This window comes from Brevundimonas sp. R86498 (genome assembly GCF_044598075.1).
Taxonomy (GTDB): domain Bacteria; phylum Pseudomonadota; class Alphaproteobacteria; order Caulobacterales; family Caulobacteraceae; genus Brevundimonas.
In genome coordinates this window covers 3,402,026-3,425,273 of sequence record NZ_CP139004.1, presented here as the reverse complement: position 1 = coordinate 3,425,273, position 23,248 = coordinate 3,402,026, and the positions used below count along the sequence as shown (strand labels likewise).

Here is a 23,248-nt window from a genome sequence, read left to right as displayed (position 1 = left end):
AAAGCCCCGCTGCCACAAGCCGCGGGGCTTTCGTGCGTCCGGGGAACGCCGATGCCCGAAATACCGTCTTCCCGGCCGTCAGTCCTCCGGCCTGGGCCGAAAATCGCGCTCAGCATAGTGGAACATCGCGAAGTCCGCCGGTTTTCCCGTGCCGGAGGTGTCCTGGCAGGCCATTCCGACGAAGGCTCCGGTGAAGTTGGCGGTGCCCGGGGCGGCGGCCTCGTCCGACAGGATGCTCGCGTCGAGGACTTCCGGCAGCCAGGTCCAGACCGCGTCCTGACCCCTCTTCCAGGAGAACAGCAGACGCTCCTCATCCACCTCGACCCGCAGGCTGACCGGCCCATCGCCGATCGGGACGGGCGTTGCGAAGGCGTCGGCCTGGGCCTGGTCCGGCACGGCCGACATGACCTGCAGGCAGCGCCCCAAACGGGCGTCGTGGGTGACGTGCAGATAGTGAAACTTGGTTGTCCCGTAGTAGCAGACCAGCCCCGCCGCCTGCTGGTAGTGGTCGGGTTCGAACTCCATCACCGTTTCGGCTGAATAGCACCAGGCCTGCTGACGGCGGGCCACGAGCGCCTGCCGGAAATGGCTGCCGAGGCTTTCGCGGCCATGCAGTCTCAGCCATCCGGGTCGGTCCGACAGCGAAAAGATCTCGTCGGGCCAGGGGGTACGCAGCCACTGGAAGGCAAGGGGCAGGTCCGGACCGTCGAACCGGTGGGTCTCGACGACCGGGGTCGGTGTTCCTGACGCGCCCGGCGAGGGGGCCGGTGTGGTCAGGACAGGCAGGCCGTCGCCGGCCTCGGTCCGCAACCAGCCATCCTCGCCCCAGACCATCCGCTGGATCGCGGTCTCGCGACCCAGGACGCAGCGACCCCGGTTGGGCAGGGGACGACCACAGAGATAGACCGCATAGGTGTCGCCCTCCGGGGTCTCCACCAGGTCGGCGTGGCCGGCTCGCTGCAGCGGGGCGTCTGGTCGGTCGCGGGCGGTCAGGATCGGCCCGTCGGGGTGGAGTTCGTAGGGGCCTTCGAGGCTGCGCGATCGCGCAAGGGTCGCGGCATGGCCCCAGCCTGTGCCGCCCTCGGCCGTCAGCAGATAGTACCAGCCGTCCCGCCAGTAGAGATGCGGGGCCTCGGTCAGGCCCAATGGCGTGCCGGTGAAGATGGTCCTGCGCGTGCCGATCAGGCGACGCTCAGCAGGCGAATACTCCTGCAGCACGATGCCGGCGAACCGGTTGGCTCCCGGCCGGTGGTCCCACAGCATGTTCACAAGGTATTTGCGCCCATCGCGGTCGTGGAACAGCGAGGGGTCGAAACCGCTGCTGTTCAGGTGAACGGGATCGCTCCAGTCTCCGTCGATCGTCGGGCTTGTGACCAGATAGTTGTGGAAGTCGCGCAGGGACGCCCCGGACGCCCCTCCGACCGAGGTCCGGCCATAGCGCTTCACGTCGGTGTAGATCAGGTGGAACAGGCCGTCGGCATGGGTCAGGCACGGGGCCCAGACGCCGCAGGAATCGGGTGCCCCCAGCATGTTCAGCTGGCTGGGCCGGTTCAGGGGCCGGGTGATCAGGGTCCAGTTCGCCAGGTCGCGCGAATGGTGGATCTGGACCCCGGGGAACCACTCGAAGGTCGAGGTGGCGATATAGTAGTCCTCGCCGACCCGGCAGATCGACGGGTCGGGATTGAACCCCTTCAGGATCGGATTGCGGATCAGGCTCATGGCGTCGCCTGGGCGATCGCCGCGCCGTTAGCCGGCCCGGTCCGGCCCGGATCACGGACCAGGGTCCACAGCAGGGCGGCCCCGACCAGATCAAGGACGGCCAGGGCGACGAAGAAGGGCGTATAGCCGACCGTCGCGACCAGGCTGCCGATCAGCAGGGAAAAGACCAGCACGCCGAAGTTTCCGCAGGTTCCGGCCATGCCGGTGACGGTGGCCACCTCGCTCCGGCGGAACAGGTCCGACGACATGGTGATCACCGTGACCGACAGGGTCTGGTGCGCGAAGCCGCCGAGGCATAGCAGCAGGATGGCCAGATAGGGGCTGTCGACGAAACCGACGAAGCCGATCCCGATCATCATCACCGCCCCGACCGTGAAGGCGGTGCGTCGGGCGTTGATCAGGCTGAGGCCCCGCTTCTGGAGGAAGAGGGCGAGGGTCGGACCGAACAGGCAGCCCAGGTCGGCGGCGACGAAGGGCAGCCAGGCGAACATGGCGATCTGGGCCAGGTCGAAGCCGCGTACCGTGGTCAGATACAGTGGCACCCAGAAGGCCAGGGTCCCCCAGGTCGGATCGGCGAGGAAGCGGGGCAGGGCGATGCCCCAGAAGTTGCGGGTGCGCAGGATCCGCAGCGGGGAGGGCTTGCGGTCCTCGGCTTCCAGGTGGGCCTCCCGGCCCTCGCTTATCAGACGCTTCTCCTCGGGCGACAGCCGGGGATGGGTGTCCGGCGAGCGATAGAAGGTCAGCCACAGGACGACCCAGACGAGCCCCAGGGCACCGCTGATGTAAAAGGCCGCGCGCCAGTCGTAGGTCAGGATGGCCCAGACCACGAGCGGCGGGGCCAGCATCGACCCGACCGAGGCTCCGATGTTGAACACCCCGCCCGCCAGTCCGCGTTCACGCGCCGGGAACCACTCCGACACCGCCTTCATCCCCGCGGGATTGGCCGAGCCCTCGGCCAGTCCCAGCAGGCCGCGCAGGGCGGCGAAGGCTGGCCATGAATTGGCCAGACCGTGGGCCATGGTGATGAGGGACCAGGCGGTGGCGAACAGGGCGAAGCCGGTCTTTAGCCCCAGGGTGTCGAGGACATAGCCGGCCGCCGGCTGCATCATGATGCCGAGCTGGAAGGCCCCGGTGATCCAGGAATACTGCTGGGTGGTGACCCCGAGCTCGGTCGTCAGGGTCGGTGCGGCGACCCCCATGGTGCTGCGGGTCAGATAGTTGATGGTCGCGCCCAGCATCACCAGGCCGATGATCCACCAGCGCAGATTTCCCCGTCTGAACATCTCGGTCCCTCCACCCGGGCCGGGTCGGTCGCTTCTGTCAGGCGGCGACGGTCACTCCGGCCAGCGACGGATAGCCGCAGACTCCGCCTCAACGCAAATTGTCTGACTATTGAGCAACGCGCGCTTTGGTTCGGGCTGACGTCAGGGTCGGGTGATGCGCATGGCGTGGCCGACGTATTCTACCGTGCGGGAGGCGGGACCATCGAAATCCGTTGCGGTCGGGGTCTCGCCATCGATCCAGCGGATTCGGAAGGTCCGGCTTGCCGGCATGCCCGGATAGGCACCGGCGCGATCCCCGAGGGTCAGGACGCCCGCGCTCTGGTCCCAGAGCAGGGGAATGCGGGCGAACTCCCCGCGTTCGTAGCCATAGGTCGTACCCGCATCGTCATAGAGCTCGAAGCGGCCGTCGGCCCCCGCATAGATCGTCAGGGTGATCGGCCCGTCCAATTTCTCGGCTGTATGGGTGATCTCGGGGCCGGTCGGCAGGATCGCGCCGGCCCGTACGAACAGGGGAATCCGCTCCAGCGGGGCGTCCACGGTCTCGCGACGGCCGCCCGAATGACGGGCTCCCGTATGCAGGTCATACCAGTCCGTGCCGGCCGGGAAGTACACGGACCGCGATCGCGCACCATAGACGTGGACCGGGGCCGCCATGAGGGCGGGGCCGAACATGTACTGGTCATTGATGTCGCGGACGGCCGCGTCGCCGGGGAAGTCCATGACCAAGCCGCGCATGATGGTGCCGTCCCGGTGCCAGGTGTCGCCGGCCAGGGTGTAGATGTAGGGCATCAGGCGGTAGCGGAGCCGCATCTGCGCGGCTAAGGCGTCATACAGGGGCGTGCCGGGCGCGGCGAGGTTGTAGACCTCGCGCAGCGGAAACTCCCCGTGCGAACGGAACACCGGCGTGATGGCCCCGAACTGGAACCAGCGCAGGTTCAGCTCGTCCCATTCGGCCTTGTCCTCGGGCGTCATCGGACCGGCGGAATAGCGGGCCTCGACCGAGAAGCCGCCGATGTCATGAGTCCAGTTGGGCAGGCCGGAGAGGCCGGTGTTCAGGCCGGCGGAAATCTGCTCGCGAAGGTCATCCCAGCGGGCCACCACGTCGCCCGACCACAGAACCGATCCGGTACGCTGCAGGCCGCCCCAGGCCGACCGGGTCAGGATATAGGTCCGCGTATCCGGCTGCTCGGCCCGGAAGCCCTGATAGACCCCCTCGGCGTTGACCAGCGGGTATGAGTTGAACACCAGCGCGCCGGGACCGATGGCCGTCGGGCCCATGCGGAGGGTGCGCTCGGCGATGTCGAGGTTGGAGTGCATGTCCGGCTCGACCGAATCCAGCCACCAGCCATCGAAGTCGAACGCCCCCATGCTGTCGGAGATCTGCTTCCAGTACAGGGCCCGGGCGGCCGGCAGATAGGGGTCGTAGAAGCTGTTGGCATAGCCCGGCCCGAGCCAGTCGCGCGCGCCCATCTCGACGTTCCGGGTGTACATCCCGCCGATGGCGTCCAGCTGGCGGTAGTGCTCTGTCGTTGGATAGAATTTCGGCCAGACGGAGAGGATGATGTTGGCGTCCAGGGCGTGGACATCACGCACCATCTGGCCCGGGTCGGGGAAGCGGGCCGGGTCGAACGCGTGCGAGCCCCATGCGTCCTCGGGCCAGTAGAACCAGTCCTGGACGACATTGTCGATCGGCAGGCCGAGCTCCCGGTACCGCCGGACCGTGTCGACCACCTCAGCCTGGGTGTTGTAGCGTTGGCGGCTCTGCCAGAAGCCGTAGGCCCAGCGCGGCAGCAGGGTCGCCTTGCCGGTCAGGCCGCGATAGCCGGCGATGACCGCGTCCAGCGAGTCACCGCCGATGTAGTAGTAGTCGATGGCGTGGCCGACCTCGGACCACATAGACAGCGCGCCATGATCCGCGTCCGGCAGGGGATCGAGATGGCGCAGGGCGATGTAGCCGTCGCCCGGAATCCATTCGACCCGGACGGCGATCGCCCGGTCGGCCGGCAGATCGACCTCGAAGTCGTGAAACCAGGGGTTCCAGTTCTGCCGCCAGCGGTCGATGACCAGTTCGCCGTCGATCCAGACCTTCGCATAGCCGGAGGAATAGAGCTTGAACTTGTGCTCACCGGCGTCGGGCGTCTCGATCGTGCCTTCCCAGACGACGCGTACCCCGTCCTGCCCGGTCCGACCCATGTCGCCGACCTGCACCGGCTGGGCCGGCTGCGCCTTGAAGCCTTCCGGCCAGCCTTGCTGATCGCGGATGTACTCGTAGTTGATCTCGCGCTCCTGGCGCTGAACCCTCAACTCGTCGTCTTGGTAGTAGCTGGCGGTCAGGCCGCCAAACCGGCCGGTCGCGTCGCGCAGAATCAGACGCTGGTCCAGCATCCCATAGGGGCGCGGGTCGCCGAAACGGGTGATGGAGTTGTTGTCCCACAGCACCCCGTAGTTGCGGCTGGACACGACCAGGGGAATGCCGACGTCCATGTTGTGCTGGGCCAGTTCGACGTCCTTGCCCCTGTAGTTCATCACACCCTGCTGGTGCTGGCCGAGACCGTAGAAGGCCTCGTCCGGCGGGCTTTCCCAGACCTGCCGCGTCGTCTGGAAAATGTGGTCGCCGGTCTGGTCCTCGACCGTGATGGGCGCGATCTCGCGACCTCCGGCGCGTTCGGCCAGTACGACCGCGCCGGTCTCGTCCAGAAACCGCACGGCACCGGTGCGACGCGAGACCTCCGCTGTCGTATGGTCCGTCCTGAGTCTGACGAGATCGCCTCGGGTCTCGACCTCGAACGGTGTGGTCGAAGGTTCGGCCGTGACCATCAGGCTGGCGGGCAGATCGAGATCCGCGTCCGGCGTGGCGGTGACCCGGATGGTCCCGGGACCATAGACCTGCAGTCGCACGCGACGCGCCTCGCCTTCCTCGGGGATGACCACGATGCCGCCACCGATCCGTTCGAACACCGAGGCGGGCACATCCTGACCCGGTCCGGCCGTGGCGCAGGCGGCGACGGGCGAGAGCAGCAGGAGAAAGGCGAGAATCTGGCGCGAATGGTGAAAACGCATGTCAGTCACTTTCGCCAGGGGATCAGTCGCGTGCCGTCACGATAGCCGGCGTGATCGATCCGTAAAGGCGTGGGTTCGGTCGCGTGGTTGTTGCTGCGAGTCCGGGGTCCCTAGACTCGGCGCGATTGGTCGCGCCAACCTCCTTATTCCGCTGCAGCCTTACGTGTGCGCCGGGTGTTGTGTGGAACGAACCGCACCCGATTCCGGTTGAGGCCTCCACATCCTCAATCCGGAGTCTGACATGACCAGCCATTCGCTGAACGGCAAGACCATCGCAGTCCTGGCGACCGACGGCTTCGAGCAGGTGGAACTGACGGAGCCCGTTGCGGCGCTGAAAGCCGCCGGCGCGCGGGTCGTCATCGTCGCACCGAAGTCGGGAACGATCCAGGGCTTCAACCACCACGACAAGGGTGACATGACGCCGGTCGACACGACGCTCGATGACGCTTCGGCGGGTGACTACGATGGTCTGGTTCTCCCAGGGGGCGTGATCAACCCGGACGCCCTGAGGCTGGAAGAGGCGGCCCTCTCTTTCATCCGGGCCTTCACCGAGGCCGGCAAGCCGATTGCCGCCATCTGTCACGGCCCGTGGACCCTGATTAACGCCGGGGCCGTGAGCGGTCGCCGGATAACCTCCTGGCCCTCATTGGAGGTCGATCTCCGCAATGCCGGTGCCGAATGGGTCGATGAGGAGGTGGTGGTCGACCAGGGTCTGGTGACCTCCCGCAAACCCGACGATCTGCCGGCCTTTTGCGAGAAGATGATCGAGGCGTTTGCAGAGAGCCGCGAGGGTTGAACAGCATTGGGAATGCGCCACGAGCCCGCACCCGACATGAGCGCAAACCCGGTCAGGCCCTGAACTTATGGCTCGGCGTGAGGTGCGGATGGATGTGGGTCCCGCACCCGATATTACCTCACTTGCCGAAGTGAAACCCAAATCCCCGCTGCCACAGGCCGCGGGGCTTTGGCTTGTCCGGGGCACACCCACCGACAGCAGCGCCGCTGACGTGACCTGTAGCCGTCCGCGACTAAAGTCGCCAGCGGAGGCCAAGGCTGAAGCTGCGGCCGGCCCGACCCAACTGCAGCAGACGGGCCCCGTTCCCCTCCCAGGCCATGTCCACGGTATCGGTCATATTCGTTGCGCCGACGACCAGTTGAACCGTCGATCCCACGTCCCAGGCGACCTGGGCGTCCAGATAGCCGGCGGGAGCCACCACGAACGAACTGATGCCGCCGCCCTGCATGTCGGCTTCGGAGCGGAAGGCGGACCGCCACGACCACGACAGGCCGAACTCCAGCGGACCGCGCTCGAAATAGGGATTGAACGACCAGGCAAAGTCGGACACCCCGGCCAGATCATACCGATCCCCGCGGGTTCGGTCGGTGGCGTCGGCCCGGATCCAGGTCGCGCTCGCCCAGACGCCCAGGCCCGAGGACAGACGGTGACTGAAGCCCAGTTCAAGCCCGGTCGTTCGCGCCTGACCCACGTTGCGGGGACGCGACATCATCACTTCCGCCGTCACCGGCGGACCCGCCCGCGTCTCGAACACGAGGGACTCGGGAGCCTGGACCGTCAGGATGAAGTCGTCGATGGATTTGTGAAACGCCGCCACGCTGAGGGCACCGCCGGGGAAGTTCCATTCCCATGACAGGTCATAATTCGTCGAAACATAGGGACTGAGCATCGGGTTGCCGCCGACGCCGGTGAAGATGCTGCCCGGAGAGGGACTGTCCAGTTCGGCCTGGCCGTGGTCGAAGATGGCACGCACGAGGGTGCTGGCCGGGACCGTCGCGGAGCGAAGGTCGGCGAGCGAGGGGCGGGTGATGCTGCGCGACACCGCCAGCCGCAGCAGACGGTCCTCATCCAGCTCGATTGCCAGGTTGGCGCTGGGCAGCCAGATCCGGTGCGAGCCCAGATGCCTGATCGGCCGGACAGCGATGGTGCCGTCCGCATCGACCCCCAGGATGGAGCCGTCGACGGCGGTCCGGACATCCACCAGGCGGACACCCAGATTGCCGAACGCGGGACGGCCGGCGACGTCTGCCGCGGCGTCGAGCCGGACATAGGCCGCAGCGACCCGCTCGCCCACACGATAGGAATTCTGCAGGTCGGCCCCCGTCGAGGCCAGATCCCGGGGGCGGGGTGAAATCCCGTCGAACGCCCCGGGGATATCGAAGGCGGCCTCGAACCAGGCGGAGTCGGCGGCGATCCACGGTCCCGGCCGCACCGTCAGCAGACGCTCGAACACGCTGTCGGGCGTGGTGACGACATAGTCGCCGGTGCCGGGATCGAGGCCGGGCCGCAAGGTCGCTTCCCGGTCACGGCGCTGGTAATCGCGGCTCCGGTCGCTGATCTGAACACCGACCTGCACAGCCGACAGCGGGCCTGTGCCTTGCCCGAGAAGCGGCCGCCGGGCGTCGAGTCTCGCCGTCGTGTCGTCGTCACGCGACTCCACCGCCCGGATCTGGAGCCGCGGCGCCCCCAGGGCGGAGGGATCGAGCAGGTCCAGGGTTGTCGTCAGCCGGGCCGCCCGACGGCTGTCGGCGGCATCACCCACGTCGAAGGCGTAGTCCGCAGGAAACATGGCCGAGGCGGATATGCGCTGGAGCGGCGTGTCCAGCACGGACTGTGCCAGCGAAGCGCTGAGCCGCGGCGTGATCCGCCATTTCCCCGGCCGCCAGACGGCCCCGACCGAGGCCGCCAGGTTCACATGGGCCTGATCCGAGAACTCGGTATTGTTGTCGACCTTGCCGTCAACCACCGCCCCGGCCACCACCACCCCGTCACGGACCCGTGTCGTCGCTCCGGGCGACTGCAGTCGCTCGCCGAGGCCGAACACCAGCCGATCCTCGCGGATCGCGTTGTCGAAGGTCGAGACCAGGGCGTCGAGGTCCAGTGTCAGCCCGGGAGAGAGGCGCCAGTCGGCCCTCACAAAGGCGCTCCGCCGGCGCCGGTCTTCGCGTTCTATGGTGGTGCGCACGTCGTTCGGCACCGGGACCGTCTGGCCGTCGATCAGGACGTCCCGGTAGCGCTGGATCTGGAAGCGGTCGTAGAGCACCGACCGCTCCTCCTGGGCGACCCCCGCAACCACGCCGCTATCGCCGTCGGCGGACACCAGGCGCCCGGCGATCGAGACCTCCGGGCCCAGGCGTCCGGTTCGGCGTTCCAGACCGGTGCCGGCCCGCACGGTCAGAAAGGGCTCCCCGTCGAGGCCGCCGACGGTCTCGATGTCTATATTGGCACCGATGCCGCCGTCGATCAGGTCGGGCGTCGAGGATTTGGTCAGCCGCGCACCGGCCAGCAGGTCGGCGGACAAGGCCCGGAACCGGAACTGGCGTCCGCTCTGGGTCGAGTTGCGGATGTTCTCGTTGAAGGCGACGGGGGCCCCATTCAGGGTCACGGACTGGAACAGGGGCCCAAGCCCCCGGACGCTGACGAACTGGCCTTCGCCGACCTCCCGCTCGATGGCGACGCCGGGGATGCGCTGCAGGGCCTCGGCCAGGTTGGCGGCGGGCAGCTCTCCGATCCGGGCGGCCGAGACCCCGTCCGAGATGACGGCGGCCTCGCGCTTGCGGCGCACGGACTCCTCGATGTGCTGGGATAACCGGCCCAGCACCACCACGGGCTCCAGCTCGGTTGCCTCCGGCTCCGGCACGGACGGGGCGAGCGCCGGCACCGGCCGGGCCTCAACCCAGACGCGGACCCCCCGCGCGCCGACGAAGCGATAGCGCAGGTTGGTGTCGCGGAGCATGCGCCTCACCGCCGTCCGCCACGACATCCGTCCCCGGACCGCCTGCGTCCGTAGCTCGGGTCGCGGGCCCAGGAACACCAGTTCACAGTCGGCGGCCATGCACAGTTCGACAAACGCCGTCGAGGCGTCCTGTGCTGGAATGTCGAGGTCGCGCATCGGCGCGTCCTGGGCCGAAGCCGACGACCCGGCCAAGGCCAGGGCGAACGCCGCCGCCACGCCGACCGGCAGCGATGGTGCAAGCGATTTCACGCGACGATACCCAGTCGAAACAGCAGCCCAAGCCCTTAGCGCCGGGGCGTGACAGCTTTGCGATGACGCCTATTCGGCGCGAATCAGGGCGCGGCCGTCCGGCGTGTTCTCGACTGAAATGGGCAACAGACGGTCCATTCGCGTGATCAGGGAGCCTTCGCCCGAAATCGGCAGGACTGCAGTCACCCGGGTGCGGGCCAGCCGCGCGTCCGCGACCACCAGCGGCCGGTCGGCGTAGCGGCTGGCGACGGCCACGACCTCGGAAATGGGGGTGTCGCGAAACACCAGACGCCGCTCCCGCCACGCCGTGGTCGTCTCGACATCGACCTGTTCCGGACGCCCCGGGCCGTCTGGCGTCAGCTTCACCCTCTGGCCGGGCAGCAGGACGACGGCACCCGCAAGGCTGCCGCGATCTGTGGCATCGTAAGCGCCGATCGACACCCGGCCTTCCAGCAGGGAGACCTCGCCGCCGTCCGGTGTGAGCGCCGTCACGAACCGGGTTCCGGTGACGATCACCCGGTGCTCCGCCACGCCCACCTGGAAGGGCCGGTCGGCCGCGTGAGCGACCTCGAAATAGGCCGCGCCGCGTTCCAGCTCAACCCGTCGGACGTCATCCTCAATGGCGACGCGGATCGCCGATCCGGCGTCGAGGGTCACCCGGGATCCGTCGGCCAGGGTGACGTCGAGAATCTGCGTCGGAGCGCTCTGGTAGAGTCGCCCCTGGAACCGGGATACGGGCAACACCAGGACGGCGGTGACGGCAACGGCGAGTGCCGCCGCGCCCCCGGCAAGAACCACCCAGCCCGGCCCGCGTAAGGTCCGGGTGCCGGTCCGGCCGCCCTTCCCGTCGAGCCGCGCCAGATCTGCCGCGAAGGCCGGGCGCAGGGGCTCCAGTGCGAGGCTGTCGGCCTTCGCCTGCTCGTACCGGGCCAGGTGCTCGGGATCGGCCTCCAGCCAGGCCATGAAACCGTCTTGGAGGCGCGCGTCGACATCGGGCCGGCTCATGCGCGCCAGCCAGTCTTCGGCCGTTGCAGGCCGACGGTCGAACAGGGCCTTGAGGCGGTCGATCATGGGCGGGTGGATCTCCTCATCGCAGGCGCTCCCGGACGGTCGCCGCGATTCCCTTTGCAATTCACAACGATCGAGCCGTCCGACACCTCAACCCTCTCTCGTTTTTTTCAGTTGGCGGAGGGCTTCCGCGACATATTTCTCGACCATGCTGACCGAGACCCCCAGCCGCGCCGCGATCTGGCGATAGGTCAGGGCCTCGAACCTGTGCAGCAGGAAGGCGTCGCGACAGCGCGGTGGCAAGGCCCGGATGATCGCCGCGGCGGCGGCCAGATTCTGGCGCTGGATCAGGCGATCGTCGGCCTGGGATGTCTCGCTGGCGAGCGCATGCGGACCCCGGTCGAGCGCATGCACGTCGTCGTCCGTCCGCCGACGGGCATCGCGGCCCTCAGCCTTCCAGCGATCCTTCTGCAGATTGCGGGCAATCACGAACAGCAGGGGCCGGGCGTCCGGCGCACCCAGCTGATACCCGGCGCGATGAAAGCGGAGAAAGGCGTCCTGCACGACATCTTCCACATCCGTCGCCGCCCCCCCCTTGCGGGTCAGCCAGACGATCAGTTCGCGGCGCAGTTCGGCGACGAGGGCTTCAGGCGACATGGGACCCTTCCCGACGCGCCGGGCATGCAAAGACGCCCCCTCGCGAGGAGGGGGCGTCCCTGCAGGTCGAACTTCCGGAAATCAGAAGCTCGCCCGCAAACCGAAGGAGACGCGTCGACCCGACAGTTCGTAGGTGGTCGGGAACGAGGGGTCCATCGTGTAGCCCGTGGTCACTTCATCCGTCACATTGATCCCCTCGAGGCTCAGCTGCACGGAGTCGTTCAGGTTGTAGCTCAGCGAGACATCGGTCTGGCCGTAGCCGTCGCGCCAGATCGGATACATCTCATAGCCAATCCCCTCCACGTACTTGTCCTTGTAGTTGTAGGACGCGCGCGCCTGGAACCGGTCGTTCTCATAGAACAGGGTCACATTGTAGGTGGACTCGGCCAGACCGACCGGCGGGGTCGGGATATCCAGATCGGACTCGCCCGTCAGCGAGCTGTCCAGGAGGGTGTAGTTGGCATTGATTCCGAAACCCTCGAGCGGGGCGTAGATCATGCCGAACGGGACAATGGCGACCAGTTCGACGCCGCTCACCTCATACGAGCCTTCGGCGTTGACCGGCTGGTAGACGTCGAAATCATAGACGCCGTCGATGGTGCCGTTGGCGTTGTACTTGGTGACGTTCGGCACGGTTCCGGTGAGCTCGCTGCGCACCACGCCCTCGATTTCCTTCCAGAAATAGGACACCGCAAGCAGGCCGCCGCCGGGCAGGTACTGCTCCAGCCCCGCTTCCCACTGCTTGGCATAGGTGGGTTCCAAGCCGGGGTTGCCGTCGGTGAAGCGGAAGGAGTTGAAGTTGGCCGTCCGCTTGTAGGCCAGGTCCGTCAGGTTCGGACGGATCAGGGTCTCCGACGCCGCGCCGCGCAGGACCAGGCTGTCCGTCAGGTCGGCCGACACGTTGATGGCCGGCAGCACCTTGTCATAGGAGCCTTCGCTGGTCACCGGCTCGGGCGAATAGCCCGTCGTGCCGTTGGGGTTCTGGATCTGGAAATAGCCCGAGGACACAACCGTTGTGTCGATGTAGCGCGCGCCGGCGTTGACGGCGACAGGGACGGCCCCGAAAGCGAAGTCCAGATCGGCCATGGCGTAAAGGCTGGTGACCTCTTCCGACACTTCGTAGAACTGGCCGGGGTCGAACGGGGTGACAAAGCCGTCGTAGCGGAAGGTCTCCCTCGCATAGGCGTTGGAGACCTGGCTCCAGGTCAGGTCGCGCGCGCTGTAGGCCCCGCCGGGAACCAGGTCGGCGATCGGTGTCAGCGCGCTGTCGGCCAGGGTGCGCCGGTTGACATAGGAGGCGTCGCCCGGCCCGGGGCCCTGGATGTTCAGCTGGCCGTACTGCCGGTCCTTGGACTTGTCCGTGTAGCGCGCCCCGACCTGCACGCGGCTTAGCGCCGGGAAGAAGGACAGCGAGAACTCCCGGGTGAAGTCCAGCTGGGCCACGTATTTGTCGTCGTTGATGCTCTCGAAGTTGGTCTCATAGGCTTCGAACAGGTAGCTGGTCGGCGCGTTGTACATGTCGATGGTGGCCGGGTTGGCGCTCGGGATCGTCTCCCCGCCGGTCTCCGTCCAGCGCGTCCGCGACGGCGCATAGGCCACGTGCTTCAGGTTGGCGAAGTCGATGGTCTTTTCAGCCCCCGAGTAGCCGGCCAGGGCATGCAGGTGCCAGTCGTCGCCGCGCCAGTCCATCTCGCCGCCGAACTGGGCGTATTCCGTCTCGCTGATCCGCTCCTTGCTCAGGAACTCGTGCTGGGTGGCCGTGTAGGAGACGTCGCGCAGCACGACCATGCCGTAGTCGGCCAGGGTTGTATCGTCATAGGCGTGGATGGTCTCGAAGGTGCTGCGGCTCGAGGCGGAATAGGCCGCCGCGTCATACTCATCCTCGGTGGCATCATAGCCGCCCAGCATGGCGTCGAACGACAGGGTGAAGGTCGAGGAGGGACGGTACTGCAGGGCCAGGGTGCCACCCCACTGGTCCTGGGTGTTCAGATAGGCGCGGTCGCCGACCTTGTCCTGGAAGATGACGCGGCTGGTCTGGTCGCGGTCACGCAGGTTGGTGATGGTAACGCCGGCGTCGCGGGCCAGCACGGCCTGGGCCTGGGTGCCGCGCGTGCCCGAGGCTTCCAGGAAGCGGAAGGCCGGGCGGAAGTTGATGCCCGAGTTGGAGTCGGTCCGGTTGGTCCGGCGCGCGGTCGAGAAGGAGGCCAGGGCCCCCCAGTCGCCCCAGGTGTTGCTGGCCAGGACCGAGACCTTGGGATCGATTTCCTCGGAGATCGAGTTGTGGGCACCTTCGACCGAGGCGACCAGTTGATGCCCGCCGAAGTCGAACGGCCGCGCGGTCGAGATTTTCACCGAGCCGGCGATACCGCCTTCCTCGTCCGAGGCGCGCGGCGACTTCTGCACCGTGACCTGCTGGATGATCTCCGAGGCGAAGATGTCCAGTTCGACCTCGCGGCTGGCGCTGCCCGAGGCGGTCGCCAGGTCGTTGATGGTGACGAAGGTGAACTCGCTGGGCAGGCCGCGAACGCTGACGCGCCCGCCGAGGCCGCGGTTGCGCTCGATCGTCACGCCGGGGATGCGCTGCAGCGCCTCGGCCAGGTTCTGCTCGGGAAAGTTGGCCACGTCGGTGGCAACGATCGAGTCTGAGAAGCCGACGTTCTCCCGCTTGATGTCCACGGCGCGTTCGATGCTGCGCTGATAGCTGCCGGTGACGATGATCTCGTCCAGCTGGGCCGTATCCTCGGCCTGGGCAGGGGCCTCCTGGGCGGAGACGCTCACGGCTCCCATCAGGCTGGCAAGGGCGCAACCGCCCATCAGCCAGGCGACGTTGGCCGAACGGCGCATGCCGCGCGTAGTGATCGAAATGCTCATTGGAATCCCCGCTGTGTCGATATGACGTCGACGACCGCCGGCGAGATCGCCGGCCTTCGTCTCCGCAGGCATCAACGACAGCCCCCGTCCGGCCCTCAGCGTGCGACAGCCGATTTCATCCAATCTTCACCAAGGTGTCGCGTTCGCCGGCGGCGCGCGGCGTTCCCGGGTCGCGAGCTTCCCGCTGGGGGCCATCTCCATGTCGCGAGGCCCGACCTCGACCCGGATCCCGGGCCCGATGTTTCAGGAGGCGTCCGAAGTGTGGAACCCACCTTCTCGCAATCATCGAAAAGGGACACTCGGAACCGCCGCCTCGAGTTGAGGCGTCATGGCGTGCTGGGCAGCGGCTGGGCGGAGGCGGCGACGAGGGACTGAGCGCCTCCTCAGGCCCTGGTTGCTTCCGTCAGGGGCTGCAGCATCGATCATTGCTTCATGCTCCCGGCGGGTGACCCGAGGCTCGATGCCGGGGTGCACTGGGGCGTCAGACAACAGCCGGGGCAGCTGGAAGTCGCGCCACGCGGTCCTCATGTTCGAGTACAACAATCTCCTCTGCCGAGAAGATGCGCCTCTGCGTTGCAGCCGTCCCAGCCAGAAACGACGCAGCCGTTCCGGCGAGGCAAAGTCGACGAGACACTGACACGTTGGCTCGTCAGTACGTCTTCCAGAGCTCTTGCATGGGCCGGCGATTTCCGGGACGCTGGCGGCACAATCCCGGCGGAGCGGCCATGATCGGTGATAGGACCGAACTCGACGAGCTCATTCGCGCCGCCCTGGGGTGCTCGCCGGACGTCGCGCGCGCAGTTGCCGTCCATGCGACCGCGCGGCACTACGACGCTCGAACGCAGATCCTGCGCGCCAGTGACAGGGCCAGCCACGCCTGGCTCGTGACGGTGGGACGGGCCCAGGCGCTCGCCTACAGCGTCGACGGCCAGATGGTCCTGGTCCACGAATATTACGTTGGTGATCTCTTCGGGGCTATTGGTCCTGCAGACGTCTGGCCGGTCGAGGCCGAGGTGGTCGCCGCCGAACCGACCAGCGCCGCCTGCGTCCCCGCCGCGGATTTCATTCTGCTGGTCGATCGCCACGGATCGCTTGGTCTGCTTCTGGCCCGCTCACTTCTGAAGCAGTTGCGCGCGAGCAGTATGAGAATGGTCAACCGGACCACCCTCTCGGCTCCTGGCCGGGTGTATGCCGAACTTCTGCGACTTGCCCGGCTCGGCGACGGGATGACCATCCGGCCTGCCCCGGTGCATGCAGCCCTCGCGGTCACGGTCCAGAGCACGAGAGAAACCGTGTCCCGGACCGTCAACGGTCTGGAACGGCGCGGCATCGTGCGGCGGGAAGACGATGCGTTAGTCATCGTCGCGGCCCAGCGGCTCGAAGAGATGGTGATCTAGAAGCCGGCCAAGGCAAGAGCATACAGGGGGATCACCCGTGCCCCATTGGAAAGCTCGCCGACATATGTGCATTCGCCGCTGGCGAGGTGAGTCCAGCCGTGCAGGGCGGCTGCGAAGCTCTCCGTCACGTGAACCGCGCCGGCCGGGGTCGAGGCCAGCAGGTCCACCGCGAGACCGGTGATCGTTCCGACGAGCGCGGGTTGAGCCCCAAAGGGGTTCTCCGCCAGCTCCGCCAAACCATAGTGGCCGGCAATGCGCGGCGCGTCCGGTCCCAATGCGCGTATGATGAGGTCCGCGGCACCCGCGGCTGCCGCCGGGTCTGCAAATGCCAGATGAAGAGCGCCTCCGGCGAACACCGGCGTCGTCAGCGGTCGTGCGGCATCGGCCAGCGCATCCGCAGTGCGGCGGACGGGCGTGGCACCACGTCCGCTTCCATCCGGATCCTCGAACGCGACCGTAAGCATGGCTGCGAGGACCCCGTCGCTCGGACTCTCGGGGAGTTGTCTGCCCCGCCCCGCCTTCGGTGACGGACCGGTCAGGTCCAGCTGAATCTGCCGGCGTCCGCTTCGACGCCAGTGCGCGCCGATCAGAGTCGTTGCGCTGGCCGCGCTCTCCGGATCGGTCAGCAGCAGTTGGACAGCTTCGCTGGCCAGCGAGGCCGCCTTCATCACCGCTTGGCCCATGGCGATCTCGGCAGCAAGGCGGATGTGAAGCATGGTCGTGGCGGTTAGCCCGGGCTCAACCACCGAGATGCTGGCGGCTTGCGCCAGAACCCTGTCGAACCGCGCCGGCCAGTCGCCTCCAAGAGGTGCGGCTGACTCCGCCCTGAATACGCACGGCGGCGCGGGGAGCATCAGATGGAGCTCGGCGTCGCGGGCCAGCACGCACTCGGCCACGATCACGTCGGCCCCGCCCGCGAGGGCACCCCATGCGAACCCAACGCGTTCCTGATCGAGCAGGGCGGCGATGCGTGCACGCAGAGCCGCGTCATCGTTGACGCCCATATGGCCCGCGAAATGCAGGCTGCGGGGCGGTCGGAGTTCAGCCATCCAGTCGGCATCCTCGTCCAGCGTTTCCAGGATCAGGCTGAACTGGCGCAGGGTTGAGGCGTGATCTTCCCAGGCTTCTGGCGCGAGCCGGCATGCGGCCTTGAGCGCAGCCCGAGCCTCGTCCATCCGGCCCAACAGCAGCAGCGCCTCCGCCCGCGTTGCGCCGAGATAATAGGGAGTCTCGGGACCGGTATCGCCGGCATCCAGCTTGGCGAGGACTTGCCGCGCCCGCTCTTCGGCCTTCACCCGGTCTCCGGCGAGCAGGCCGAGGGTGGCGGCGTTGACCAGATGGTAAGTCGCCCCGCTGAGCGCCGCAGCCCGGGCGTAGGCGTCGCCAGCCTCGCGCCAAAGCCGGCCGCGCTCCGCCGCCGGTGCCCGCCGCGCCTCGTCCTTCAGCAGACGGCCATGGACGCTGAGTGTCGCCGGGTCGTCGGTCACCGAAGCCAGCCCCGCCGAATCGAACAGGCGTTTCGCCCGGTCCAGGGCTCCGGACCGGGCGAGGGCGATGATGGCGGTAAGGGACGCGGGCGGAGAGAGACTCATACGTCAGTATCGCCCGGATCGCCTTTTTCAATGAGAGGGAATGGGAACCGTCCCCCGTCGTTGGGGATGTCCGGATCGACCGCGTCCGGATCAATGAGCCGCTTGGATTCCAGGGCGATGTGACAACGGAACCTCTGGTGTTGCCGATCTCCGCGCCGCTGGACTCGGAAATAGATGAGTCTGCATCCAATCGTGGTGGGGCCCAGAGGCCCCGCCCGGTCCCCGTTCGGCATCACGTGCTCGAGATCGCAGTTGGCGTCTCCGTAGTCGGCCCGGGTCGTGATTCCAGGCTGCTTGGGCGCAAAGTACCACTCGACGTCGGAGTCGAGCTGGATGACGACCCAGCAAGGCCTGCCGACATAGATGTTCAGTGGGCGATCAGGTTTGGGGTCGCGTGGGTGTGGTCGCCGGGTGTGCACATGCTCGGGCAGGGGCAAACGGGCGACCCTCGCATCGACAAAACTCGCGATGTCGGTGTCTTCGACGACAAATCCGCGTCTTGCCGCGCTCACCCTCCGCCCCTCGGGCTTGGTCGAGTCATAGCGATATAGGGCGTAAACGATCTCCTCCGGCTGAAAGCCTTGGCCGGTCCGCTCCGGCAACGGCAAATCAGTGTCCTCTTGCTCCAGCTCTTCGGCATCGGTCATTGCAGTCTCTCCCTCTCCATCCTTTCCAGCACGACGAGATTGTCGGCTGTCTTGTGGCGCAACGCCGCCCACTGCTCGTTCTCCGGTTCATGAGCGACCATCGCATCCGCCCCGGCCAGCGCCTGCTGCAAGCTCCGGCGCGCCAGATCGGGGTGCCCGGCCGTAAACTCCAGCGACGCCAATGCCCGATGCAGGGCGACTTCGCGTAGCCGCACTTCCATGTTCGCTGGGTCCTTTTCCAGCAGGCGACGAATGATGCCTTCCTCGGCCCGCCGGTGTTCGCGCGCCTTTCCCTCGTCCCCGTTCTCGCGCCAGGCGTCGGCCAGCCAGGCGTGGCGGTTGGCGAGATCGAGCGCATAGTGGTCGGGGTCCCTTGTCGCGGCGGCGGCGGCTTGCATTCGCATCAGTGCGATCCGGCACTCCGTCAAGGCCTCCGCGGGCCGGCGCGGTTCCGCAAGCGCGAGGGTGCAAAGATTGCCACGGGCGAACCCCGCTTCGCGAAGGTACCGGGCATTGCCGGGCTGCTGGGCCACCAGGCGGTCGGCCAGTTGGCGGTAGGCGTCAAACCGGATGCCGGCCTCGTCGTGCTGTCGCTGGGCGAAGGCGAGCTCTCCCAGCGCCTGTTCAGTCTGGGCGTGCGCAAAAACGCGGTCCGGGTTTTCAGACTCTGCGGCGAGCAGGGCGGCAGTGGTGCGATGGGCCTGCTCAAACAGGCGCATGGCCGACGCGTACTTGCCACGCGTCTGGAGAATTTCGCCGACGGTCAACACCACCCTTGCGCACCGTTCACGCGAACCAGGTGGCAGACGTTGGGAGTCCTGAGCTTCGCAATAATCGAGCGCCCGCGCATTGACCACGTCCATGGCGTCGAGCCGGCCGACGCCTTCGAGCGTGTCTCGCAGATCGGTGAGCATGAACTCCACCATTCCTTCGGCTTCAGCGCGCTGGCGCTCAGCTTCGCGCCGGGCCCCAATGGCCGTTGCAGTGAGCAGGGCCATGACTAACATCGCCGCGAGCGCCGCCGCCGTGACGGTCATCACGGCCCGCAATCTGCGTTGAGCGTCGCGCTGGACCAGCTCATCCAGTCCCACGCCGACCGTTCCGGCCACCAGTTTGAGAAAGCCGAGGCGGGGCCCGTCGCCTGTAGATCGGAGATCGGCCGCCAGAGGTTCGCGTGCGGCCTCTTCGAGGAGGGGGGCAGGAAATGACTCGGCAGGGGACCCCGCGATCAAGGCCGCCAGAATGGGGCGGTCAGGGTGAAGGGAGCGGAAAAGCTCTACCTCCCGGGAAACCCATGGAGATCGCCTGGCCGCTGGTGAACAGACGACAATCAGGCTGGCCGAACCCGCCAGCGCTGCCCTGACTTCGTCGCTCAGACTGTCTGCGGCAGGGAGATCCTCGCGATCCCGAAAGATCGGAACCAGCCTCCTTGGAATGGGACCACGCGCGGTGGTCCGTCCCACCAACCGCTTCGGCAGGACATACTGCTCGAGTCGCCGATGGAGACGCCGCCCGGAGACCGCGTCCAGATGGCTGTAGCTGATGAAGGCTCGATACTGGACCGGTTCCCTCGCCGTCGCTTCCATCTCCCCCTCCGCCAGCGACGGTGCCAGAGAGTTAACGGCCACACAATGCGCCGTGACGGCGATCACGCGGGTCCTGTCCCGTCCTTGGCATGGTGGCTTGCCAAGGACGGCTGACGGAGCGGTGTTCGATCCGGCCTTCCTGTCGAGGAGTGAGGACCGATGCCCGGTGTCAGCATATCGAACTATCGGTCAGGGCCGCAAAGTCATGGTCGAGGTGGGCTCGACACCGGCGAAGGTATGCTTCGTTCGGGAGTGTTGGCAGTGCTTTGCGCGGCCTCCCTGACCGCATGCAGCACCCAGACCCAACTGCTCACCCTTCAGAGGGATCGGCTGCTTCATATCGAGCAGAGAGCGATCGCGACGCGTGTCCAGGCCGAGCAGATGCTCTTCAGTCCGGATGACTATGATCTGTATCTGTCGCTCAATCGCTCGACATTTGATGCGATCCTGGAAGGGTTCGACGGAACCACGGCCGAGGTGGAGCTGGGCGGACGCGCCGTTGAGATCTCTCTCCAGAACATCCGGATGGCGTTCAGACCGGGCAGTCCAGAGGTGAGCATAGCTGCCACGGCCAGGGACCTGTCGACAGGCGTGGAAGCGGATCTGCAGATGGACTCCCGCATGGTCCTGGAAGGCGATCTGTCGAGACCGGACGAGCTCAGCGTCCGGATCATCGCGACACGGCTGGTGCCGAATCTGAGATGGGGCGTCTTCGACCTTTCACGATACCGTCTCGCGCGCCAGCTTCTAACCCTCGAAGCATCCAGTGTGACGGACAGGCTCCCGTCAGTCACACTTCCGCTCGCGCATGGTTTCTCGATCGGCGCGCCTGCGACGACCCGTTCCGTCACGCTGCCGGTCGGGCGCGGAACAATAACCGGCGACCTGACCAGCCCATCAACACAGATCGACGGACAGATCGTCGTCAAGCACGTCGTCTTTCTCAGGAATGGCGTTCACATCTTCGCCAATGTGGAGGGAGTCTGATGAAGGCCCTCGTCGTCATCTCTGCGGCAATCGTTTCGATGGGCGTGTCCGCCTGCCAGACCCTGCCCATTCCCGGGCAAAATGCGCGGCTTGAACGCGAGATCGGCCAGATCGAAACCCGGGTCATGGTTGTTGAAAACGCCATCGACGCGGCGACCAGCCCGATTTCAACTACCGAACAGGCGATCAGAACCAAGGTCCGCTATCGGCCGATCCTGGCATGGGCTGAGAGCTTCTCATCCGGACCAGCGGCAGGCCGGACCATCACCTTCCGCCAGACATCCAAGAACGGAAACATCGACCAGCGCAGCCATGAATGCAGGGTTCCCTTCGGCCCCTATCACGATGGCTGGGAGGCCCGAATTCACGAGGAGAACTCGACGCGGGCAAATGTGACTATCGACCGCTTCATCGTCGAGCCGCTGGTCGATGGTTTGCAGATGACAGCGCCGCTGACGTTTCACCTCAGCACACAGGTTGAAGGTAGCTATCGGCCGGCATGTGCAGGCTGGCTGCCCTCTGTCAATCTGGGCGTCACAGGGGAGGCAACGCCGACTGCGGTTTTCAGACTTTTGCTCGCGGGGGGCGATGATAGCGGGCAGCTGCATTATCGGCTTCAGCTGGTATCGCCGGCCAGCGTTGGTCTCGAGATGCGGGCACACTTTCCACGGTTTCGCGTCGGCTTCACTATCCCGGTCAGAGGCTTGGCCGACCGGCTGGCGGACGGGGAGGTCGATCTGCTGTTCAGCAGGCACGGCGAAATACGTCTCCCAGACGGGCAAGTGATGGGATACCGCCTCGACGCAGTTGAGCCTCGCGTTGCCACAGACATCGCAGGTATCCAGTTCACGTCCAATCTCAACCTGGTGATCGCCGGAGAGGCGACGCCGGTCGAATGAGGGCGTGACGGCGGTCACGCGCAGGACTGCCTGAAAGACCCATGATCGACGAAGGGGTGGCGGACGACCCTGACGTCTGTCGGTCATCTCTGGAAAGGGAACAGGCCATGCAAAATCACCCAGATTCGAAGCCCCGGACAAGTGCGGATGGCATGTCGCCGCCGTTGAGGCGGGGACGCTCGAAACGAACGGCCGCATCGGCTGCGCTGCTGGTGGCCCTGGTTCTGTTGGGACCCGGCTGTGCGACGGTGCGTTCGACCTTCGAGCCCGATCCTGCTGCCGAACCACAGAGCGGTCTGACCTATTTTCTGCCCATGCGGCAGGTTCGCCTCACCGTGTCCCGGGAGTTGGCGAATGGAGACGACCTGTTCGCCAAACGGGATCAGAAGATCGTGGCCCTGGCTGCGGCAGCCCCTCTCGCCGCGGCCTCTACGGCTCGGCGCGTGGAGGCCGAGACGATGCTCGCCGCTTTGTCGTCCAGCGCAGCGTCCAGACCGGAGCAGGCCCGAAATTCTGGAACTGGCCGCGGCGCAGGAAGCCGTGTTGACCACTGCCGTCGAGGCCTTGCGGGCCAGTATCGCGGAGTTTGATCGGCGCATTGCGGCACGGGGAGCCGGCGGCGAATGTCGCTATAGCGCCAAGGTGGAACTCCTGCCGGTCCAACCGGACGCCAGGGCCCGGTTCGTGGCCGAGCTTCCGCACAACTATCTCAGGGATGACACCAGCCGGCTGAATGTCACGCCCGCTGGCCTACTGTCCTCGGCCAACGTCGTCTCGGTCGATCAGACCGGCCAGGTTCTCGTTGAATTGGCCGGGCTCTCGGGAAGCCTCGCCGGTCGAACCATGGGGTTCTCCGTCAAACGGGAACGTACGGAGGCCCCTTCGGCGTGTGACGTCAGGCCGGTGATGGTGCGTGTCTTCGATCCCGCGCATCTGCCGGATGAGGCGTCGGTCAACGATCAACTCGATGCTGCTGGCGTTCCATTCCGGATCGTAGTGGTGCGTGGAGCGCCAGTCCCCCCGGGCGGCGAAAGCGGGCGTCTGCCCGCTTCTCGCAAACCCGTGTCCGGGATCTACTACCGCTCGCCGACGCCGGTTGTGCTGGAGCTGCGCCATCTGACAACAACTGGAACCCCGCTGGATGCCGTCGTCCTGATGCTGCCCCAGGCCGGGCCGGTGTCCTATCTGCCGATGCGCGCCTCGGCGCTGGTCAAGACCACGAATGACGTCCAGTTCGTAGATGGATCGGTCGCCGCATGGTCGTCCGAGCGGCCTAGCGAGGTACTGTCGCTGGTCCGGCTTCCAGCGCAGGCGATCGAGGCCTTCGCGGGGGCCTTGGCCAGGGTGCTGACCATTCGGATCGAGACCAGCGACGGCCGCGAGTCTCTGTCGGCGCAGCAGGCTGAAGAGATCGTGCAGCACGAACGCAGCCGTCTGCTCCTCAACTGCCTTGAGGGGGCGGCCAGTGATCCCGACGCCGTCACCGCCTGCTTGCCCGCGGCACCCTAGCCGCCGTCCCGTTCGCCTGCGTTTCCTCATGC

Annotated in this window: 15 protein-coding genes; 5 read left to right on the top strand and 10 right to left on the bottom strand. The window is 66.7% G+C overall.

The window, feature by feature from the left end:
* Window positions 1-78 precede the first annotated feature (78 nt).
* The 3 genes from SJY26_RS16920 to SJY26_RS16910 form a co-directional block, all read right to left on the bottom strand.
* Entirely contained in the window at window positions 79-1,719 is a 1,641-nt protein-coding gene (locus tag SJY26_RS16920; protein ID WP_396594136.1) for a glycoside hydrolase family 43 protein, read from the bottom strand.
* Entirely contained in the window at window positions 1,716-3,002 is a 1,287-nt protein-coding gene (locus tag SJY26_RS16915) for an MFS transporter (RefSeq protein ID WP_396594135.1), read from the bottom strand. Before SJY26_RS16915 ends, SJY26_RS16920 begins: the two co-directional genes overlap by 4 nt.
* Before the next feature lie 141 nt (window positions 3,003-3,143).
* The gene (locus tag SJY26_RS16910; RefSeq protein ID WP_396594134.1) at window positions 3,144-6,062 is read right to left on the bottom strand and encodes a TIM-barrel domain-containing protein; all 2,919 of its coding nucleotides are present in this window, start codon (window positions 6,060-6,062) and stop codon (window positions 3,144-3,146) included.
* A 241-nt stretch (window positions 6,063-6,303) separates the two neighbouring features.
* Between SJY26_RS16910 and SJY26_RS16905 the strand changes: the two genes are divergently transcribed.
* Window positions 6,304-6,858, top strand: coding sequence for a type 1 glutamine amidotransferase domain-containing protein (locus SJY26_RS16905; protein WP_396594133.1), 555 nt, complete (start codon window positions 6,304-6,306; stop codon window positions 6,856-6,858).
* A gap of 232 nt (window positions 6,859-7,090) precedes the next feature.
* Here SJY26_RS16905 and SJY26_RS16900 read toward each other — a convergent pair whose 3' ends face one another.
* The 4 genes from SJY26_RS16900 to SJY26_RS16885 form a co-directional block, all read right to left on the bottom strand.
* The gene (locus tag SJY26_RS16900; RefSeq protein WP_396594132.1) at window positions 7,091-10,063 is read right to left on the bottom strand and encodes a TonB-dependent receptor; all 2,973 of its coding nucleotides are present in this window, start codon (window positions 10,061-10,063) and stop codon (window positions 7,091-7,093) included.
* Window positions 10,064-10,132: 69 nt separating this feature from the next.
* On the bottom strand, window positions 10,133-11,134 hold the full coding sequence (locus tag SJY26_RS16895) for a FecR family protein (protein WP_396594131.1): 1,002 nt from the start codon (window positions 11,132-11,134) through the stop codon (window positions 10,133-10,135).
* Window positions 11,135-11,221: 87 nt separating this feature from the next.
* Complete coding sequence (locus SJY26_RS16890; protein WP_396594130.1) at window positions 11,222-11,728, bottom strand: RNA polymerase sigma factor; 507 nt, start codon at window positions 11,726-11,728, stop codon at window positions 11,222-11,224.
* 81 nt (window positions 11,729-11,809) lie between these two features.
* Entirely contained in the window at window positions 11,810-14,599 is a 2,790-nt protein-coding gene (locus tag SJY26_RS16885) for a TonB-dependent receptor (RefSeq protein WP_396594129.1), read from the bottom strand.
* A gap of 725 nt (window positions 14,600-15,324) precedes the next feature.
* Here SJY26_RS16885 and SJY26_RS16880 point away from each other — a divergent pair.
* Window positions 15,325-15,996 carry a Crp/Fnr family transcriptional regulator gene (locus SJY26_RS16880; protein ID WP_396594128.1) on the top strand — a complete coding sequence of 224 codons (672 nt, stop codon included), beginning with the start codon at window positions 15,325-15,327 and terminating at the stop codon, window positions 15,994-15,996.
* Here SJY26_RS16880 and SJY26_RS16875 read toward each other — a convergent pair.
* From SJY26_RS16875 to SJY26_RS16865, 3 genes are read right to left on the bottom strand one after another with little or no spacing between them, the layout of a single operon-like run.
* Window positions 15,993-17,588 (bottom strand): tetratricopeptide repeat-containing protein, encoded by a 1,596-nt coding sequence (locus tag SJY26_RS16875; protein WP_396594127.1) that lies wholly within the window; start codon window positions 17,586-17,588, stop codon window positions 15,993-15,995. The genes SJY26_RS16880 and SJY26_RS16875 overlap by 4 nt on opposite strands.
* Window positions 17,585-18,235, bottom strand: coding sequence for a nucleotide synthetase (locus SJY26_RS16870; protein ID WP_396594126.1), 651 nt, complete (start codon window positions 18,233-18,235; stop codon window positions 17,585-17,587). The genes SJY26_RS16875 and SJY26_RS16870 overlap by 4 nt, the downstream gene beginning before the upstream one ends.
* On the bottom strand, window positions 18,232-19,887 hold the full coding sequence (locus SJY26_RS16865; protein ID WP_396594125.1) for a TIR domain-containing protein: 1,656 nt from the start codon (window positions 19,885-19,887) through the stop codon (window positions 18,232-18,234). The genes SJY26_RS16870 and SJY26_RS16865 overlap by 4 nt, the downstream gene beginning before the upstream one ends.
* 93 nt (window positions 19,888-19,980) lie before the next feature.
* Here SJY26_RS16865 and SJY26_RS16860 point away from each other — a divergent pair, with 93 nt between their 5' ends.
* The 3 genes from SJY26_RS16860 to SJY26_RS16850 all read left to right on the top strand — a co-directional run bounded on the left by SJY26_RS16860 (window position 19,981) and on the right by SJY26_RS16850 (window position 23,216).
* Window positions 19,981-20,808: a hypothetical protein gene (locus SJY26_RS16860; RefSeq protein ID WP_396594124.1), complete on the top strand. Its 828-nt coding sequence runs from the start codon at window positions 19,981-19,983 to the stop codon at window positions 20,806-20,808.
* A complete protein-coding gene (locus tag SJY26_RS16855) occupies window positions 20,808-21,707 on the top strand; it encodes a hypothetical protein (protein ID WP_396594123.1) in 900 nt (299 codons plus the stop codon). Before SJY26_RS16860 ends, SJY26_RS16855 begins: the two co-directional genes overlap by 1 nt.
* A 543-nt stretch (window positions 21,708-22,250) precedes the next feature.
* A complete protein-coding gene (locus SJY26_RS16850; protein ID WP_396594122.1) occupies window positions 22,251-23,216 on the top strand; it encodes a hypothetical protein in 966 nt (321 codons plus the stop codon).
* The last annotated feature ends 32 nt before the right edge of the window (window positions 23,217-23,248 follow it).

Bases quoted from the DNA above. Each gene is read 5' to 3' on its own strand.
- SJY26_RS16910 (WP_396594134.1), bottom strand. From the start codon at position 6,062: ATGCGTTTTCACCATTCGCGCCAGATTCTCGCCTTTCTCCTGCTGCTC.
- SJY26_RS16915 (WP_396594135.1), bottom strand. From the start codon at position 3,002: ATGTTCAGACGGGGAAATCTGCGCTGGTGGATCATCGGCCTGGTGATG.
- SJY26_RS16870 (WP_396594126.1), bottom strand. From the start codon at position 18,235: ATGACCGATGCCGAAGAGCTGGAGCAAGAGGACACTGATTTGCCGTTG.
- SJY26_RS16890 (WP_396594130.1), bottom strand. From the start codon at position 11,728: ATGTCGCCTGAAGCCCTCGTCGCCGAACTGCGCCGCGAACTGATCGTC.
- SJY26_RS16860 (WP_396594124.1), top strand. From the start codon at position 19,981: ATGCCCGGTGTCAGCATATCGAACTATCGGTCAGGGCCGCAAAGTCAT.
- SJY26_RS16920 (WP_396594136.1), bottom strand. From the start codon at position 1,719: ATGAGCCTGATCCGCAATCCGATCCTGAAGGGGTTCAATCCCGACCCG.
- SJY26_RS16905 (WP_396594133.1), top strand. From the start codon at position 6,304: ATGACCAGCCATTCGCTGAACGGCAAGACCATCGCAGTCCTGGCGACC.
- SJY26_RS16895 (WP_396594131.1), bottom strand. From the start codon at position 11,134: ATGATCGACCGCCTCAAGGCCCTGTTCGACCGTCGGCCTGCAACGGCC.
- SJY26_RS16875 (WP_396594127.1), bottom strand. From the start codon at position 17,588: ATGAGTCTCTCTCCGCCCGCGTCCCTTACCGCCATCATCGCCCTCGCC.
- SJY26_RS16880 (WP_396594128.1), top strand. From the start codon at position 15,325: ATGATCGGTGATAGGACCGAACTCGACGAGCTCATTCGCGCCGCCCTG.
- SJY26_RS16855 (WP_396594123.1), top strand. From the start codon at position 20,808: ATGAAGGCCCTCGTCGTCATCTCTGCGGCAATCGTTTCGATGGGCGTG.
- SJY26_RS16885 (WP_396594129.1), bottom strand. From the start codon at position 14,599: ATGAGCATTTCGATCACTACGCGCGGCATGCGCCGTTCGGCCAACGTC.